13 protein-coding genes are annotated in these 15,248 nt (G+C 70.1%); 8 read left to right on the forward strand and 5 right to left on the reverse strand.

What is annotated here, in order from left to right:
* The first annotated feature begins 239 nt into the window (after positions 1–239).
* Positions 240–869: a ribosome hibernation-promoting factor, HPF/YfiA family gene (gene hpf, locus Vqi01_RS10665; RefSeq protein WP_204034577.1), complete on the forward strand. Its 630-nt coding sequence runs from the start codon at positions 240–242 to the stop codon at positions 867–869.
* Positions 870–971: 102 nt separating this feature from the next.
* Here hpf and Vqi01_RS10670 read toward each other — a convergent pair whose 3' ends face one another.
* Complete coding sequence (locus tag Vqi01_RS10670; protein ID WP_204034578.1) at positions 972–2,084, reverse strand: GNAT family N-acetyltransferase; 1,113 nt, start codon at positions 2,082–2,084, stop codon at positions 972–974.
* Positions 2,081–3,244: a GNAT family N-acetyltransferase gene (locus Vqi01_RS10675; RefSeq protein ID WP_204034579.1), complete on the reverse strand. Its 1,164-nt coding sequence runs from the start codon at positions 3,242–3,244 to the stop codon at positions 2,081–2,083. Before Vqi01_RS10675 ends, Vqi01_RS10670 begins: the two co-directional genes overlap by 4 nt.
* Positions 3,245–3,413: 169 nt before the next feature.
* On the opposite strand from Vqi01_RS10675, the gene secA reads away from it, so the two are divergent.
* Positions 3,414–6,347 (forward strand): preprotein translocase subunit SecA, encoded by a 2,934-nt coding sequence (gene secA, locus Vqi01_RS10680; RefSeq protein WP_204034580.1) that lies wholly within the window; start codon positions 3,414–3,416, stop codon positions 6,345–6,347.
* Positions 6,348–6,781: 434 nt separating this feature from the next.
* Here the strand turns inward: secA and Vqi01_RS10685 are convergent, their stop codons facing one another.
* The gene (locus Vqi01_RS10685) at positions 6,782–7,390 is read right to left on the reverse strand and encodes an Rv3235 family protein (protein WP_204034642.1); all 609 of its coding nucleotides are present in this window, start codon (positions 7,388–7,390) and stop codon (positions 6,782–6,784) included.
* 115 nt (positions 7,391–7,505) lie between these two features.
* Positions 7,506–7,733 (reverse strand): helix-turn-helix domain-containing protein, encoded by a 228-nt coding sequence (locus Vqi01_RS10690; protein WP_204034581.1) that lies wholly within the window; start codon positions 7,731–7,733, stop codon positions 7,506–7,508.
* Between the two features lie 176 nt (positions 7,734–7,909).
* On the opposite strand from Vqi01_RS10690, the gene Vqi01_RS10695 reads away from it, so the two are divergent.
* Entirely contained in the window at positions 7,910–8,428 is a 519-nt protein-coding gene (locus Vqi01_RS10695) for a DUF6912 family protein (RefSeq protein ID WP_204034582.1), read from the forward strand.
* A gap of 9 nt (positions 8,429–8,437) precedes the next feature.
* Here Vqi01_RS10695 and Vqi01_RS10700 read toward each other — a convergent pair whose 3' ends face one another.
* Positions 8,438–9,523 carry a hypothetical protein gene (locus tag Vqi01_RS10700; RefSeq protein ID WP_239098311.1) on the reverse strand — a complete coding sequence of 362 codons (1,086 nt, stop codon included), beginning with the start codon at positions 9,521–9,523 and terminating at the stop codon, positions 8,438–8,440.
* 301 nt (positions 9,524–9,824) lie between these two features.
* Here Vqi01_RS10700 and pruA point away from each other — a divergent pair, with 301 nt between their 5' ends.
* The 5 genes from pruA (at position 9,825) to ftsX (ending at position 15,199) form a co-directional block, all read left to right on the forward strand.
* On the forward strand, positions 9,825–11,453 hold the full coding sequence (gene pruA, locus Vqi01_RS10705) for an L-glutamate gamma-semialdehyde dehydrogenase (protein ID WP_204034583.1): 1,629 nt from the start codon (positions 9,825–9,827) through the stop codon (positions 11,451–11,453).
* A gap of 211 nt (positions 11,454–11,664) precedes the next feature.
* Positions 11,665–12,180, forward strand: a complete 516-nt coding sequence (locus tag Vqi01_RS10710; RefSeq protein ID WP_204034584.1) for a PadR family transcriptional regulator — start codon at positions 11,665–11,667, stop codon at positions 12,178–12,180.
* Between the two features lie 154 nt (positions 12,181–12,334).
* Entirely contained in the window at positions 12,335–13,456 is a 1,122-nt protein-coding gene (gene prfB, locus Vqi01_RS10715) for a peptide chain release factor 2 (RefSeq protein ID WP_204034585.1), read from the forward strand.
* A gap of 118 nt (positions 13,457–13,574) precedes the next feature.
* Positions 13,575–14,255: a cell division ATP-binding protein FtsE gene (ftsE, locus tag Vqi01_RS10720; protein WP_204034586.1), complete on the forward strand. Its 681-nt coding sequence runs from the start codon at positions 13,575–13,577 to the stop codon at positions 14,253–14,255.
* 68 nt (positions 14,256–14,323) lie between these two features.
* On the forward strand, positions 14,324–15,199 hold the full coding sequence (gene ftsX, locus Vqi01_RS10725; RefSeq protein ID WP_204034587.1) for a permease-like cell division protein FtsX: 876 nt from the start codon (positions 14,324–14,326) through the stop codon (positions 15,197–15,199).
* The last annotated feature ends 49 nt before the right edge of the window (positions 15,200–15,248 follow it).

Raw genomic sequence — 15,248 nt, forward strand, 5'->3', positions numbered from 1 at the left:
GTTTCCGTTTCACCCCTTCGTGTATGAGCTGCGGAAAACACCCGGCGGTTCGGGCAACTGGGGGTGACGGCGGGGCGAACAGGAGTTAGCGTTTGCCTGTCGGGGGTAGGAGAGCCAGCTCACCCGCCCCCGGTGGTGAGAGGAGGCGTAGCCGTTCGACCGGTCGACGCCGAGCGGGACCCTTCCCGGGCGTGCGGCCGGATTTCTCGGATCGAAGACCGTCCGAACGAGGAGGTCACGTGGACATCGTGGTCAAGGGCCGTAACGTCGAAGTGCCGGACCATTTCCGGGTACACGTAGCAGACAAGCTCGCAAAGATCGAACGTTACGACCACAAGCTGATCCGTGCCGACGTCGAACTGTTCCACGAGCGCAATCCGCGCCAAGCCGACCACTGCCAGCGGGTGGAGATCACCTGCTACTCCCGGGGCCCGGTGATCCGGGCGGAGGCTTGCACCAGCGACTTCTACAGCGCCCTGGACGCGGCGATCGCCAAACTCGACGCCCGGCTGCGTCGCGCCGCCGACCGGCGTCGCATCCACCGTGGCCGGCCGCCACTGTCGGTCGCCGCCGCCACCGCCGGCCTACCGGTGACCGACCTGCCCGCCCTGGCCGCACCGGCTGGTACCGCCACCGCCGTCGCCGAGCGGCCCGAGGACGACGAGTACGACGAGCACGACGACCAACCGTGGCACATCGCGCGGGAGAAGATTCACCCCGCCGAACCGATGACCGTGGACGACGCGCTGTTCCAGATGGAACTCGTCGGCCATGACTTCTACCTGTTCCAGGACAAGGAATCCGGCCGGCCGAGCGTGGTCTACCGGCGGCACGCCTACGACTACGGCATCATCTCGCTGGCCCTTTGAGCGGCGGCGCCGGCTCGGGTGCAGGTCCGACCCGAGCCGGCGGCCCCGGCCGTGCCGGTTCGCTGGCGGCCCCGGCCGTGCCCGTTCGCCGGCCTTCGATCGTCAGCCCGTCAGTTCGCCGGGGAGCAGACCGAACACGGTGGAGTCGGCGCGGGCACCGTCGGCGCCGGGCAACCGCCCGCGCAAGAGCCCTTCGCGCCGGAAACCGGCCCGCTCCAGCACCCGCTGCGAGGCGACGTTCTCCGGCAGGGTCCCGGCCCACAGCCGGGCCAGGCCGACGTGCTCGAAACCCCAGCGGGCGAGCAGCCGTACGGTGCGGGTGGCGTAACCCCGCCCGCGGGCGTGCGGGAACAGGCTGTAGCCGAGCATCCCCTGGTTGGCCGGCTGGTCGAGGGTCAGCGCGCAGTTGCCCGCGATGGTTCCCGACACCGCGTCCAGGATGACCACCGAAGCGGTTCTGCCGATCAGCCACTGGTGCTGCGCGCTCTGGCAGTAGTGGTCCATCGCCTCGCGGGTGGGTGGCTCCGGCGGCACCCGGCTGGCCACCACCTCCACGCTGGTGTGCAGGCGGTGCATCTCGTCAGTGTCGGAGGGACCGAGGGCGCGCAGCACGACCACGCCGTCGGTCAGCCGCCCGTCGGGCAGATCGGGCAGCGGACGCGGGGCCGGTCCGGGCGGATCGTCGGCGAGGCGTACCCAGACGGCCGTGTCCCGCCGCCCGCCGCCGCGCACCGAGCTGGCGGCCCGGCGTACCCCCTCGGGCCGGAATCCGGCGGCCAGCGCGACCCGCTGGCTGGCCGCGTTCTCGACGCTGGTGAGCAGTTCCAGCCGGGCGGTGCCGGTGACGAAGGCGTGCCCGGCCAGTGCCCGGGTGGCGGCGGTGGCCACGCCCCGGCCACGCGCCCACGGCACCACCCAGTAACCGATCTCGGCCTGGCCCCGGTGCGTCACCGGGTTGCTCAGTCCGACGGCGCCGAGCAGCCGGTCGGTGTCCGGGTCGGCAATGGCGAACGCCGCGCCGCCGGCGGCGAAGGCGGCCGGCGCGCCCTCGGTGACCCACCACCTGGCGTCGGCCTCGGTGTACGGGTTGGGTAGGCCGTCGATGAACCGCTGGATCAGCGGATCGGCGCAGCCGGCGGCGATGTCGGGGACGTCGGCCAGCCGGAACGGCCGTAGCCGTACGCCCTGGCCCTCGATGAGGGGCTCCGGGTTCATCTCGGCACCCCGCTCGTCAGGTCCTCGGCGAGCAGTGCGCCGACCCAGGCGTCGATCCGGGCACCCCGGTGGTTGAGGGCACCCCGGGCGGTGCCCTCCATGGTGAAGCCGGCCTTTTCGGCGACCCGGCGGGAGGCAACGTTGCCGACGTGCGCCCGCCATTCGATCCGGGCCAGCCCGAGGGTGGCGAAACCCCAGGCGGCCAGCGCGGCCAGGGCCGCCGGCTGGTAGCCGCGGCCACGGGCGTGCGGCGCGGTCATGAAGCCGACGTCCGCCAGCAGCGGATCGGTGGATGACAGTCGCAGGTCGATCGAGCCGATGAAGCGGTCCTGGTCGTCGGCGATCACGCAGCACGCCTCGGTGCCGCTGGCCCAGGAGTCTCGGCAGTGGGTCAGGAAGGACTCGGCGTCCGACCGGTCGTAGGCCTCCGAAACGGTGGTCCAACGCAAGGTGTCCGGATCCTGGCAGGTGATCACCATCGCGTCGAGGTCGCGCTCCTCCATCGGGCGCAGGCGCAGCTCGCGCCCTCCGATGGTGGCGAAGATGGTGGGCTGTGGCCGGCCGAAGACAGCCGCCTGGCGGGCCAGGAGCGTGCCCGGCCCGGCCGGACCCACCTCACCGGGCGCCGGCACGTCGCCGGGCAGCAGCGAGCCGAACCACTCGTAACTGCCGCACCCGGGGTCGGCGGCACGCAACCGCCCCTCGACCCGGAAGCCGGCCCGGAGGGCGACCAGCCGGGAGGCGTGGTTGCCCGCGAGGGCTCCCCAGAGCAGCCTCCGCAGCCCCAGTTCCGCGAAGGACCACCGGGCCAGGGCGCGGGCGGCACGCACCGCGATGCCGCGTCCGCGTGCCCAGGGGGCCGTCCAGTAGCCGATCTCGCTCAGTTGATGGTTGTAGTCGATCGAGATGAGGCCGCACGAGCCGAGCAGGTCGCCGGTGGCCGCGTCGCAGACCGCGAAGGGCGCGCCGGTGCCCTGCGCCCAGGCGGTCGGGGCGAACTCGGTCACGAAGGCACGGGCATGTTCCGGCCGGTACGGGCGGGGCAGGGTGGTCCAGCGCTGAATGTCCGGATCCTGGCAGGCGCGGTACACCGCGTCGGCGTCCTCGGCGCGCCACGGGCGTAACACCAGGCCGGCCTCGTTGATCTCCACGGGGTTCACCGACCCATCGTGCCGGATCGTTCGCCCACGGCGTAACTGGAAAACCGGGGCCTGGGCCCGGCTCGGGCAGGTTATGTCGGTTTCGCGGTGACCGACCCCCGCCACCACTGACCATCCTGCCGATGGAGCGCCTACGATGGTTCGAGACTGTCTAGGGGAGCGTTGATCCGTGTCGATTCTGGAAAAGGTCCTCCGTGCGGGCGAGGGGCGCATGCTGCGCCGACTCAAGGCGATCGCCGCCGCCGTCAACTCGATCGAGGACGACTACGTCAACCTCACCGACGACGAGCTGCGGGGGATGACCGATCAGTTCAAGGAGCGGCTGGCCGACGGCGAGACCCTCGACGACCTGCTGCCCGAGGCGTTCGCGGTGTGCCGCGAGGCCGCCGCCCGTGTCCTCGGCCAGCGCCCGTACGACGTGCAGGTGATGGGTGGCGCGGCGCTGCACTTCGGCAACATCGCCGAAATGAAGACCGGTGAGGGCAAGACCCTGACCTCGGTCATGCCGGTCTACCTCAACGCGCTCTCCGGCAAGGGCGTGCACGTGATCACGGTCAACGACTACCTGGCTGAGCGGGACGCCGCCTGGATGGGCCGGGTGCACGAGTTCCTCGGCCTGACCGTCGGCGTGGTGCTGCCCAACCGTCCCGCCACCGAGCACCGTGCGGCGTACGAGTGCGACATCACCTACGGCACGAACAACGAGTTCGGCTTCGACTACCTGCGCGACAACATGGCCTGGTCGAAGGACGAGTTGGTCCAGCGCGGCCACAACTTCGCCGTCGTCGACGAGGTCGACTCGATCCTGATCGACGAGGCGCGTACCCCGCTGATCATCTCCGGCCCGGCCGAGCACTCCGCCCGCTGGTACGGCGAGTTCGCCGCCGTGGTGGCCCGCCTGCAGGCAGGAAAGGACGGCGAGGGCGACTACGAGGTCGACTACGCCAAGCGCACCATCGCGGTCACCGAGCGCGGCGTGGCCAAGGTCGAGGACCGGCTCGGCATCGAAAACCTCTACGAGTCGGTGAACACCCCGCTGGTCGGCTACCTGAACAACGCCATCAAGGCCAAGGAGCTGTACAAGCGCGACAAGGACTACATCGTCAGCGACGGCGAGGTCCTGATCGTCGACGAGTTCACCGGCCGCATCCTGCACGGTCGCCGATACAACGAGGGCATGCACCAGGCGATCGAGGCCAAGGAAGGGGTGGAGATCAAGCAGGAGAACCAGACCCTGGCCACCATCACCCTGCAGAACTACTTCCGCCTCTACGACAAGCTTTCCGGCATGACCGGTACCGCCCAGACCGAGGCGGGCGAGTTCAACAAGGTCTACAAGGTCGGCGTGGTGACCATCCCGACCCACCGGCCGATGATCCGGCAGGACCGGCCCGACGTGATCTACAAGACCGAGAAGGCCAAGTTCAACGCCGTGGTGGAGGACATCGCCGAGCGGCACGAGCAGGGGCAGCCCGTCCTCGTCGGCACCGTCTCGGTGGAGAACTCCGAGATCCTGTCCCAGCTGCTTCGCCGTCGGGGCATCCCGCACTCGGTGCTGAACGCGAAGTTCCACGCCCGGGAGGCGGAGATCGTCGCCCAGGCCGGTCGCAAGGGTGCGGTCACCGTGGCCACCAACATGGCCGGTCGGGGCACCGACATCCTGCTCGGCGGCAACCCCGAGTTCCTGGCCGCGAGCGAGTTGCGTCAGCGCGGCCTGGACCCGGTGGAGAACGCCGAGGAGTACGACAAGGCCCTGGAGGAGGTCCTGCCGAAGTGGAAGCAGGCCTGCGACGCCGAGGCCGAGGAGGTGGCCACCGTCGGCGGGCTCTACGTGCTGGGCACCGAGCGGCACGAGTCCCGGCGGATCGACAACCAGCTGCGTGGGCGCTCCGGCCGGCAGGGCGACCCCGGTGAGTCGCGCTTCTACCTCTCGCTCCAGGACGAGCTGATGAAGCGGTTCCGCTCCGGTGCGGTCGAGGCGGTGATGGACCGCTTCAACATTCCGGAGGACGTGCCGATCGAGTCGAAGATGGTCACCCGCCAGATCAAGAGCGCCCAGGCTCAGATCGAGGGGCAGAACGCCGAGATCCGCAAGAACGTCCTCAAGTACGACGAGGTCATGAACAAGCAGCGCCAGGTGATCTACGCCGAGCGGCTGCGCGTACTCAACGGCGAGGACCTCTCCGACCAGGTCCGCAACATGATCAACGATGTGGTCGAGGCGTACGTGCGGGGGGCCACCTCCGAGGGCTACGCCGAGGACTGGGATCTCGATCAGCTCTGGACCAGCCTCAAGCAGCTCTACCCGGTGGGCGTCACCGTCGAGGAACTGGAGGAGGAGGTTGGCGGGTCGCGGGGCGGCATGGACGCCGACTTCCTGATCTCCCGGCTCAAGGAGGACGCGCACGCCGCGTACGACCGGCGCGAGGAGCAGCTCGGTGCCGAGGGCACCCGCCAGTTGGAGCGGATGGTGCTGCTCCAGGTCATCGACCGCAAGTGGCGGGAACACCTCTACGAGATGGACTACCTCCAGGAGGGCATCACGCTGCGGGCGTACGCCCAGCGTGACCCGGTGGTGGAGTACCAGCGCGAGGGCTTCGACATGTTCGCCACCATGATGGACGGCATCAAGGAGGAGACGGTCGGCTTCCTCTACAACCTCGAGGTTCAGGTCAACGAGCCGGAGCCCGAGGCTGAGGAGGTCCAGCTGCTGGAGAAGCCGGTGGAGATCCGGGCCAAGGGCCTGCGCCAGGCTCCGCAGCAGCAGGGCTTGCAGTACTCCGCGCCGACCATCGACGGCGAGGCCGGTGCCGGCGCGATCGCCGTGCGGCGCGACGACCAGCGGGCCCCCGCACTGGGCATCGGCGGCCCGGAGCCGAGCGCCCCGGCCGGGCCGGGACGGACCGCCCCGGCGGCGCCGCAGCGCGCGGCCAACGGCCGGCTGCGTGGCTCGGGGGTGGCGTCCAGCACGGCCCGGCAGGCAGCGGCGCCGGGGCAGGCGACCGCCAGCAACGGGCCGTCCCGCAATGCGCCGTGCCCCTGCGGCTCGGGTCGCAAGTACAAGCGTTGCCACGGTGCCCCGGGAGGCACCTCGGCCAGCTGAGCGAGACCGGCCAACGAAACCGGCAAACAGGACTGGCGGGGCTCGGACGGGCGCGGATGCCTGGTGCCCGACCGCGCCGCTGCTCTGGCGTGCGCAAACGTGGTGCTGCCCGAGGTCGTGGACGGCGCGAATCGGGATGCTCGGCCGGTAGGGCGGCGCGGGTTGCGGCATGTCGGGGTATCCCATCCGGTGGGCGGCGCGGGTTGCGGCATGTCGGGGTTTCCGGGCCGGTTGAGGCCGCGAATTGCGGCATCCTGTGCGGGGCCGGACGGCGGCCGGTCCCGTGCCGGCAGGCAGTGGCGTGGTCCGGTGACCACGCTCCGCCGCGTTGCTCGCCCATCCGACGCAGCATCGGTGACGTGATCGACTCCGTTTCGGCGGAAGGGCGCCAACCGCCCCCAGCGGATAGCACCATTCCGCCGATCTGGTGTCGGTCAGAGGACGCGTAGGTCGGTGCAGAGCCAGTTGCCCCGTCGATGTTCCAGGCGTAGCGCCATGGCCCAGCTGCTGCCGGCGGCCCCGCTGAGCACCGCAGCGGCCTCGATGGCGGCGGGGCGAGGCTCGCAGACGCGAAGCTGCCGCAGCCGGAGGCCGGGACGGGACGAGCGGCGCCGGGCCGGGGCACTGCGGGTGGTGGCGCGGGCCAGCTCGGGCAGCAGCTGGGCGGAGCGCGTCGGGTCGAGTTGACGCCGCAACTGAACCGGCGACCGGAAGCCGTTGAACACCTCCAGGCAGCTGGCGACGAAGCGGTGGGCGACCCGGGTGGCCGCCGGGGTTGCGGTGACCAGGGCGTCGGGCGGTAGCTGCTGGGCTGGGGCGGGTCGGGCAGGCAGTGGACGAGCGGTGCCGCGCCGGGTGGCCGGTCGGTCGGCCTCACGACGGGCGGACCACTGCTCGGCGGCGAAGAGATCGAGGGCGAGCTGGTCGTTGCCCGGAGCGGGCCAACCGCCGCTTGCCTCGTCGGTGAAGGGAGGGTCGAACGCGGGCGCCGGCCGCAGGCGCACGGGTGGGCGATCCGGCCCGGGTCGTCGGGGGTCGATCATCACGCTGCCCCTCATTTCTCGCCTGTTGCCTTGCGTTTGCCTTCGTTTGCCTTCGGCAAGGCTGATTCTCGGGCATGACAGAGCCGTCGGTCAATGGCGGTGTGAGATGGAGCGGCTACTCGGGGTCGCGCTCGGCCAGCGGGTTGCCGCGTACCCACTCGGCGGTCTCCGCGTACTTGCGCTGGATGTACTCCTCCAGCCGGGCGCGCTCCACGCGCCACTGGCCCCGGCCGCCGATCTTGATCGCGGGCAGTTCGCCGCTGCGTACCATGTGGTACACCTGCGAGTCCGAAACGTTCAGCTCGGTGGCCACGTCGGACAGGAGCAGGAATCTCGGCTCCACGAGAACTCCCCGGGTTGACGTCGTTTGCCTCAGTTTGCCATCACCCGGGCACGCTCGGGTGCGCCGGACTTTGATCGGAGCGGGCGCGAGGTGTATGACGGTCAGGGCGTATGGCGTGGTCGTACGCTCGGCCGGCGAAGCTGCCGGCGGGTGGAGCGGATCGGGGGAGACCAACGGTGACCGACCAGCTTGTCCGGGTGTACCTGCCGGCAACCGTGCCGATGCTGGCCAGGCTGCCCGAGCACGGCCTCGACGCGGCGCAGGCGCACGCCGTGACCCCGGCGCTGCGCGAGTGGTACGCCGAAGGCGACGAGGAGGAACTGGAGTATGTCGCCTTCACCCGGGCCGCGCAGGACGCCCTGCAACTGATCCGCCACGACCCGGCCGCGCCGCGTCGCCGGGTGGTGGTCTCGGCGGACCTGCCCGCGAGCGCACTCGACCGGGGCGACGGCGAGTTGGGCTCCAGCGTGGTGGGGTTGCATCGGGCAGTGCCCGCCGCCGCCGTGGCGGCCATCCACGTCGACGGCGCGGACGCCGTGCCGGCCGTCGTCGCCGCCGCAGAGGCGGTGATGGAGGCGTTGGCCGGCGACCCGGACGCGCAGTTCACCGTCGACGGTGCCGAGGATCACGAGCTGGAGTGGTACGACCCCAGCGAGCTGGACCAGCTGCTGCGCGCCGCCTTCGACCAGGACTGACGGCGTCGCTCAGCGAACGGCGCTGCCGCTGCCCGACTCGTCGGCGCTGTCGCTGCCCGACCGGTCGCCGTCGGCGCTGTCGGTGGCGGTCCCGTCGGCGTCGGTCGGCTCGGAGGCCTCGTCATCAGGGGACGGGGCGAGCGTGCGACCGAAGGTGATCAACGCGGTCAGGGCACCGACGAACAGCACCCAGATTCCGTTGTCCACCCGTGAGGTGCCGAGCGAGGTCTGTGCCACCGCGTCCGCCTCGCTGAGGGCTGCGGCCAGGTCGATCAGAGAACGCCCGCCGACCCGGATGATCACCTCGGCGAGCAGGAGCAGCAGCCCTGGCCCCGCGCCGGCGATCAGATATGCCGGCCAGCGCGCTCCGGACCCGCCGTCCCGCACGGCTCGCCGCCGGGCCCAGCTGAGGTAGCCGAAGGCCAGGGTGCCGGCGACGAGACCGGCGAGCAGTGACTCGGTGCGGGAGACCCAGGTGGCCGCGGTGACCAGCGACTGCTGACTGTCGCCGGCGCCGAAGAGGTTGAACAGGGGGTCCCGGGCCACGCTGAAGGCCACGACGAAGAGCAGTGTGCCGAGCGTCGAACCGGCGACGGCGCCGACCACCGCGCCGTTGCGGGCGCCGGCCAGCGCGCCGCCGATGATGGCAGCGGCTGCGGTGGTGCCGGCGATCGTGCGGGTGGTCGTGTTGTCGGCGTAACCGAGGTCGATCGCGAGCGCGGCGGCGAGCCCGACCAGCAGGCCGGCCGCGACCGCCGCCACGAAACGCAGGGTCACCCCGTCCCGGCGTCGGGCCATCAACTCGCCGGCAGTCAGCCCGACCGCGGCACCGGCCACCAGCGCCGCCGAGATCACGCCGGGCAGCGCGAAGGCCGACAGACTGACCGCAGTCACCCCGGCGGTGGCCGAGTTGATCGCTTCCCGGGTCGACCAGAGCATCGCCGCCAGCCAACCCACCGCCAGCAGCGCCAGCGCGCCCGGAGCCCGTGCCGGCTGCCCGCCCGACTCGGCGGGGGCGGTGGTCGTCGTAGCCGGGTCGACGGGCTGCGGCCGGTCGGGCTGCGCGGCGGTCGACCCGCCGGGCTGGTTGCTCATCGTCTGCCTTTCGCTGCCGGGCCCGACGGCCTGGCCCGGGCACTCACCGGCAACCCAGCGTACGCGCTCCTGGCGGGCCGGGGCCCGAGCCCTGCTGGCCGCCGGGTGCGCCTGTCTTTCTTCGGCTGTCGACAGGAGTTGTCGGACGAATCAACGATGGCGATGGCGGACGGCTTCCCGATCAACGGTGGCTGAGCGGCGAGGGTCCTGTCCGATCACGCTGAGCGTGGGAGGATTGGCCAGTGTCCCACCACCGTGGGGCCGGTTTCGCCACCGCCGTCGAGATCAGCCAGGAGCCCTGATGGACGCCGTGTTCTCCGTACCCGAGCCACGTAACGAGCCGGTGCGCAACTACGAGCCGGGCAGCACCGACGCCGAACGGCTCCAGCGGCGGCTCGCCGAACTGGCCGCCGATCGAATCGACCTGCCCATGACCATCGCGGGCGAGCAGCGGATGGCCGGTGGCGAGCCGATCCGGGTGGTGCAGCCGCACCGACACGCGCACGTGCTCGGGGTCACCGGGCACGCCACCCACGACGACGCCCGCGCCGCGGTCAAGGCGGCCAAGGGCGCCGCCCCGATGTGGCGGGCGTTGCCGTTCGAGGAGCGGGCAGCGATCTTCCTGCGCGCTGCCGAACTGCTCTCCGGGCCCTGGCGGGACACCCTCAACGCGGCGACCATGCTCGGCCAGTCCAAGACCGTCGTGCAGGCCGAGATCGACTCCGCCTGCGAGTTCATCGACTTCCTCCGGTTCAACGTGCACTTCGCCCGCAAGCTTCTCGCCGAGCAGCCGATCTCCTCGCCCGGGGTGTGGAACCGGCTCGACCACCGGCCGCTGGAGGGCTTCGTCTACGCCGTCACCCCGTTCAACTTCACCGCGATCGCCGGCAACCTGCCCTCGGCGCCAGCCCTGCTGGGCAACACCGTGGTCTGGAAGCCGGGCCCGACCCAGCAGTTCGCGGCGCACTTCACCATGCGGCTGTTCGAGGCGGCCGGCCTGCCGCCCGGCGTGATCAACATGGTCACCGGCCGGGGCGAGCAGGTCTCCGACGTGGTGCTGGCCGACCCCGACCTGGCCGGCATCCACTTCACCGGCTCCACCAAGGTCTTCCAGCACCTGTGGCGCACGGTGGGGGAGAACATCGCGGGCTACCGGGGCTACCCCCGACTGGTCGGCGAGACCGGCGGCAAGGACTTCGTGGTGGCGCACGCCAGCGCCGACGTCGACGCCCTGCACACCGCGCTGATCCGCGGCGCCTTCGAGTACCAGGGCCAGAAGTGCTCGGCGGCCTCCCGGGCGTACGTCCCCCGGTCGATCTGGGAGGGTGGCCTGCGCGACCGGCTGGCCGCCACCGCCGACGGCCTCGCCTACGGCGACGTCACCGACTTCCGAAATTTCGGCGGTGCGGTGATCGACGACAAGGCGTTCTCCCGACACACCGCCGCGTTGGAACTCATCTCCTCCGACGAGAGTTGCCGGATCATCGCCGGCGGCACCGCCGACGACTCGGTCGGCTGGTTCGTCCGCCCGACGATCTTCGAGTGTGGCGATCCGACGCACGAGACCTTCACCACCGAGTACTTCGGCCCGATCCTCGGCGTGCACGTCTTCGACGACGCCCGCTTCGACGAGGTGGTCGCCCAGGCCGAGTCGATCGCGCCGTACGCGCTGACCGGGTCGATCTTCGCCACCGACCGGCGGGTGGTCGACGCGGTGGCCGAGAAGATGCGGTACGCGGCCGGCAACTTCTACATCAACGACAAGCCCACCGGCGCGGTGGTCGGGCAGCAACCCTTCGGGGGCGCCCGCGCCAGCGGCACCAACGACAAGGCCGGCTCCTGGCACAACCTGGTCCGCTGGACGTCCCCCCGCACGATCAAGGAAACCTTCGTACCCCCCACCGACCACACCTACCCCCACATGCGGTGAAGGTGTAAGGAAGGGCCCCTTGTTAACGCCTCGTGTATAGGAAGGGCCCCTTGTTAACAGCGCCCACCCCGCCCAGAGCCGGCGGGGTGGGCGGTGGAGGGGCGGTGGGGGATCGACCGTCGCGCGCCGACAGTGCACATAGGAAACCCCAATGGGTGGCGAAACGGTGAAATCCTGGACGCCGGCCCAGCAAAGTGGCAGCGTGAGGGGCATGGCGGAATCCGGAGTCAACCCCACAGCGGCTGCCCTGCTCGGGCTGCTGCACGAGGGCCCCATGACAGGTGGCCAGTTGATGGCCGCCGCCGAGCGCCGGTTGGCGCCGTACTGGTCGATGACCCGCAGCCAGGTCTACCGTGAGTTGCCGGTGCTGGCCGAGCGGGGTTTCGTCCGGCTGGGCAAGCCCGGGCCGCGGATGAGTCAGCCGTACGCGATCACCGCAGCCGGTAAACGGACATTCTCCCGCTGGTTGGCGGAGGACCCGGGGCGGGACACCATCCGCAACCCGATCGCCCTGCGCGTCGCCTTCGGGCAACTGCACTCGCCGAACCAGCTGAAGAACCTTCAGGCCGCGGCGAACGAATACCACACCGAGGCCCTGTCCCGGGTCCGGGAGCAGGTCAAGAACGCCAAGAAGGAAGGCGCCACGTACGACGCGAGCGCGCTGGAGTTCGCCGTGGCGTACCACAGAGCTGCCCTGAACTGGCTGAAGAACGCCCCGGTCGGCTGATCGTCGCCGCCGCGGACCACCGGCGCGTACGCTCGCCGATCCCGGCTCGGGCCCCGTCGTCCGCGCCCACACTGCGCCCGGATGATGTCGGTTTTCGCCCCGGACCGCGGGGCTGGCAAGCCCACTCGTCTTCCGAGCAGTACGCTTGTCTGTCGTGACCGCTGCCGACTACGCCGAACAGCTCAAGGAACTCGACGCCACCCTGCGCAGGATCGAGGCGGTGCTCGACCTCGACCGCCTGCGCGCGGACAAGGCCCGCCTAGAGCAGGAGGCGTCCGCCCCGGATCTCTGGGACGACCAGGCCCGCGCCCAGCAGGTGACCTCGCAGCTGTCGTACGTCAACGGGGAGATCGACAAGCTCGGCAGCCTGCGCTCGCGGCTGGACGACGCGTACGTGCTGCTGGAGTTGGCCGAGGCGGAGTCCGATTCCGGGGTGCTCACCGAGGTCGAGGCGGAGATCGCCGGGCTCGGCAAGGCCATCCAGGAGATGGAGGTCCGCACCCTGCTCTCCGGCGAGTACGACTCCCGGGAGGCGCTGGTGGCGATCCGGGCCGGCGCGGGTGGCGTGGACGCGGCCGACTTCGCCGAGATGCTGCTGCGGATGTACCTGCGCTGGGCCGAGCGGCACGGCTACCCGACCGAGGTCTACGAAACCTCGTACGCCGAGGAGGCGGGCCTGAAGTCGGCCACCTTCGCGGTCAAGGTGCCGTACGCCTACGGCACGCTCAGCGTGGAGTCGGGCACCCACCGCCTGGTCCGGATCAGCCCCTTCGACAACCAGGGGCGGCGGCAGACCAGCTTCGCCGGCGTCGAGGTGCTGCCCGTGGTGGAGCAGACCGACCACATCGACATTCCTGAGAACGAGATCCGGGTGGACGTCTACCGCTCCTCCGGCCCGGGCGGTCAGAGCGTCAACACCACCGACTCGGCGGTGCGGATCACGCACGTCCCGACCGGCATCGTGGTGACCTGTCAGAACGAGAAGTCGCAGCTGCAGAACAGGGCGTCCGCGCTGAGGGTGCTCCAGGCCCGGCTGCTGGAGCGCAAGCGGCAGGAGGAGCAGGCCAAGCTTCAGGGGCTCAAGACCGACGCCGCGGGCTCGTGGGGCGACCAGATGCGGTCGTACGTCCTGCATCCTTATCAGATGGTGAAGGATCTGCGTACGGAGCAGGAGACCGGTAACCCGAGCTCGGTTTTCGACGGTGAGCTGGACTCCTTCATCGAAGCGGGTATCCGGTGGCGTAAGCAGCAGCAACTCGCCGACAACGGTGCGTGATCGATCGTGGGCGGAGTGCGTCGTCGATCTCTACCTGACGTGCTGATTCGATGACTCGTTCCGCATCGGCGGGGCGTAGGACTTGGCACGGCAATTACACCGCGTAGACTCACGACCCGTGATTCAGCTTGAGCAAGTGACGAAGACGTACCCGAAGGCGTCCCGGCCTTCGCTCGACAACGTGTCCGTGTCGATCGACAAGGGCGAGTTCGTCTTCTTCATCGGTCCATCCGGCTCCGGCAAGTCCACGATCATCAAAATGCTGCTGCACGAGGTGACCCCCAACAAGGGCCGGGTCATTGTGAACGGCAAGGACGTCACATCGATGCGGTCCTGGAAGCGCCCGCACTTCCGGCGCTCGATCGGCTGCGTCTTCCAGGACTTCCGGCTGCTGCCCAACCGCACCGCGTACGAGAACGTGGCCTTCGCGCTGGAGGTGATCGGCAAGACCAAGGCGGTGGCCCGCCGGGTCGTGCCGGAGGTGCTGGAGCTGGTCGGCCTCGGCGGCAAGGAGCACCGCTACCCGCACGAACTCTCCGGTGGCGAGCAGCAGCGTGTGGCGGTGGCCCGGGCGTTCGTGAACCGTCCGCTGATCCTGCTGGCCGACGAGCCGACCGGAAACCTGGACCCGGACACCTCCATCGAGATCATGCGCCTGCTGGACCGGATCAACCGCACCGGTACGACCGTCGTCATGGTCACGCACGACTCCAACATCGTGAACCAGATGCGACGCCGGGTCATCGAGATCGAGAGCGGTCGCATCGTTCGCGACCAGGCCCGCGGCGTCTACGGGTGACGAGGGCGAACCACCGCACCCCGATCTGACGACAACACCTCACGCCGGAGAGCCGGAGGAAAATCCCGATGCGGATGAAATACGTCCTGTCCGAGGTACTGGTCGGACTGTGGCGCAACGTGACCATGACCATCGCGATGATCATCACGATGGGGGTCTCGCTGACCATGCTCGGTGCCAGCGGCCTGATCTACACCAAGGTCGCTGACATGAAGGAGCTGTACTTCGAGAACATCGAGGTCTCGATCTTCCTGAAGACCGACGTGACCGAGGAGGAGCGCACCGACCTCGCCACCCGGCTGGAGGCCGACCCGCTGGTCTCGCAGGTCACCTACGTCGACAAGGAGGAGGCGTTCAAGCGCTTCCAGGAGATGTTCCGTGACTCCCCTGACCTGCTGAGCGCGGTCAAGGCCGACCAGCTACCCGAGTCGTACCGGCTCAAGCTGGTGAACCCGGAGGAGTACAAGACCATCTCCGACCAGTACGCCGCGGTCGGTGGGGTCGACCAGGTGGTCGACCAGAGCCAGGTGCTCGACAAGATCTTCAACCTGTTCACCGCTGGGCAGAACGTCGCGCTGGCCGCCGCGGTCGCGATGGCCGTGGCCGCACTGCTGCTGGTGGCCAACACGATCCAGGTCGCCGCGTACAGCAAGCGGCGCGAGGTCGCGGTCATGAAGCTGGTCGGTGCCTCCAACTGGTTCATCCAGGCGCCGTTCGTGCTGGAAGCGGTGGTTGCCGGCCTGATCGGCTCGATCCTCGGCCTCGGTGCCCTGGTCGCGCTGAAGAAGTTCCTCTTCGACGACGCGCTCAGCGCCCTGCAGGGCCTGTTCGCTCCGGTGAGCTGGGGCGAGGTGTTCCTGACCTTCCCGGTGATGGCGGGCGTCGGTGGCCTGATCAGCGCGGTCACCGCCTGGGTCACCCTCCGCTTCTACCTGCGGGTCTAGCTTCGGTACGGCTGAGTCGTCACTTGTGCTGCGGTAGGGCCCTTCCGCG

The organism is Micromonospora qiuiae (assembly GCF_016863555.1).
GTDB classification, from domain to species: Bacteria; Actinomycetota; Actinomycetes; order Mycobacteriales; family Micromonosporaceae; genus Micromonospora; species Micromonospora qiuiae.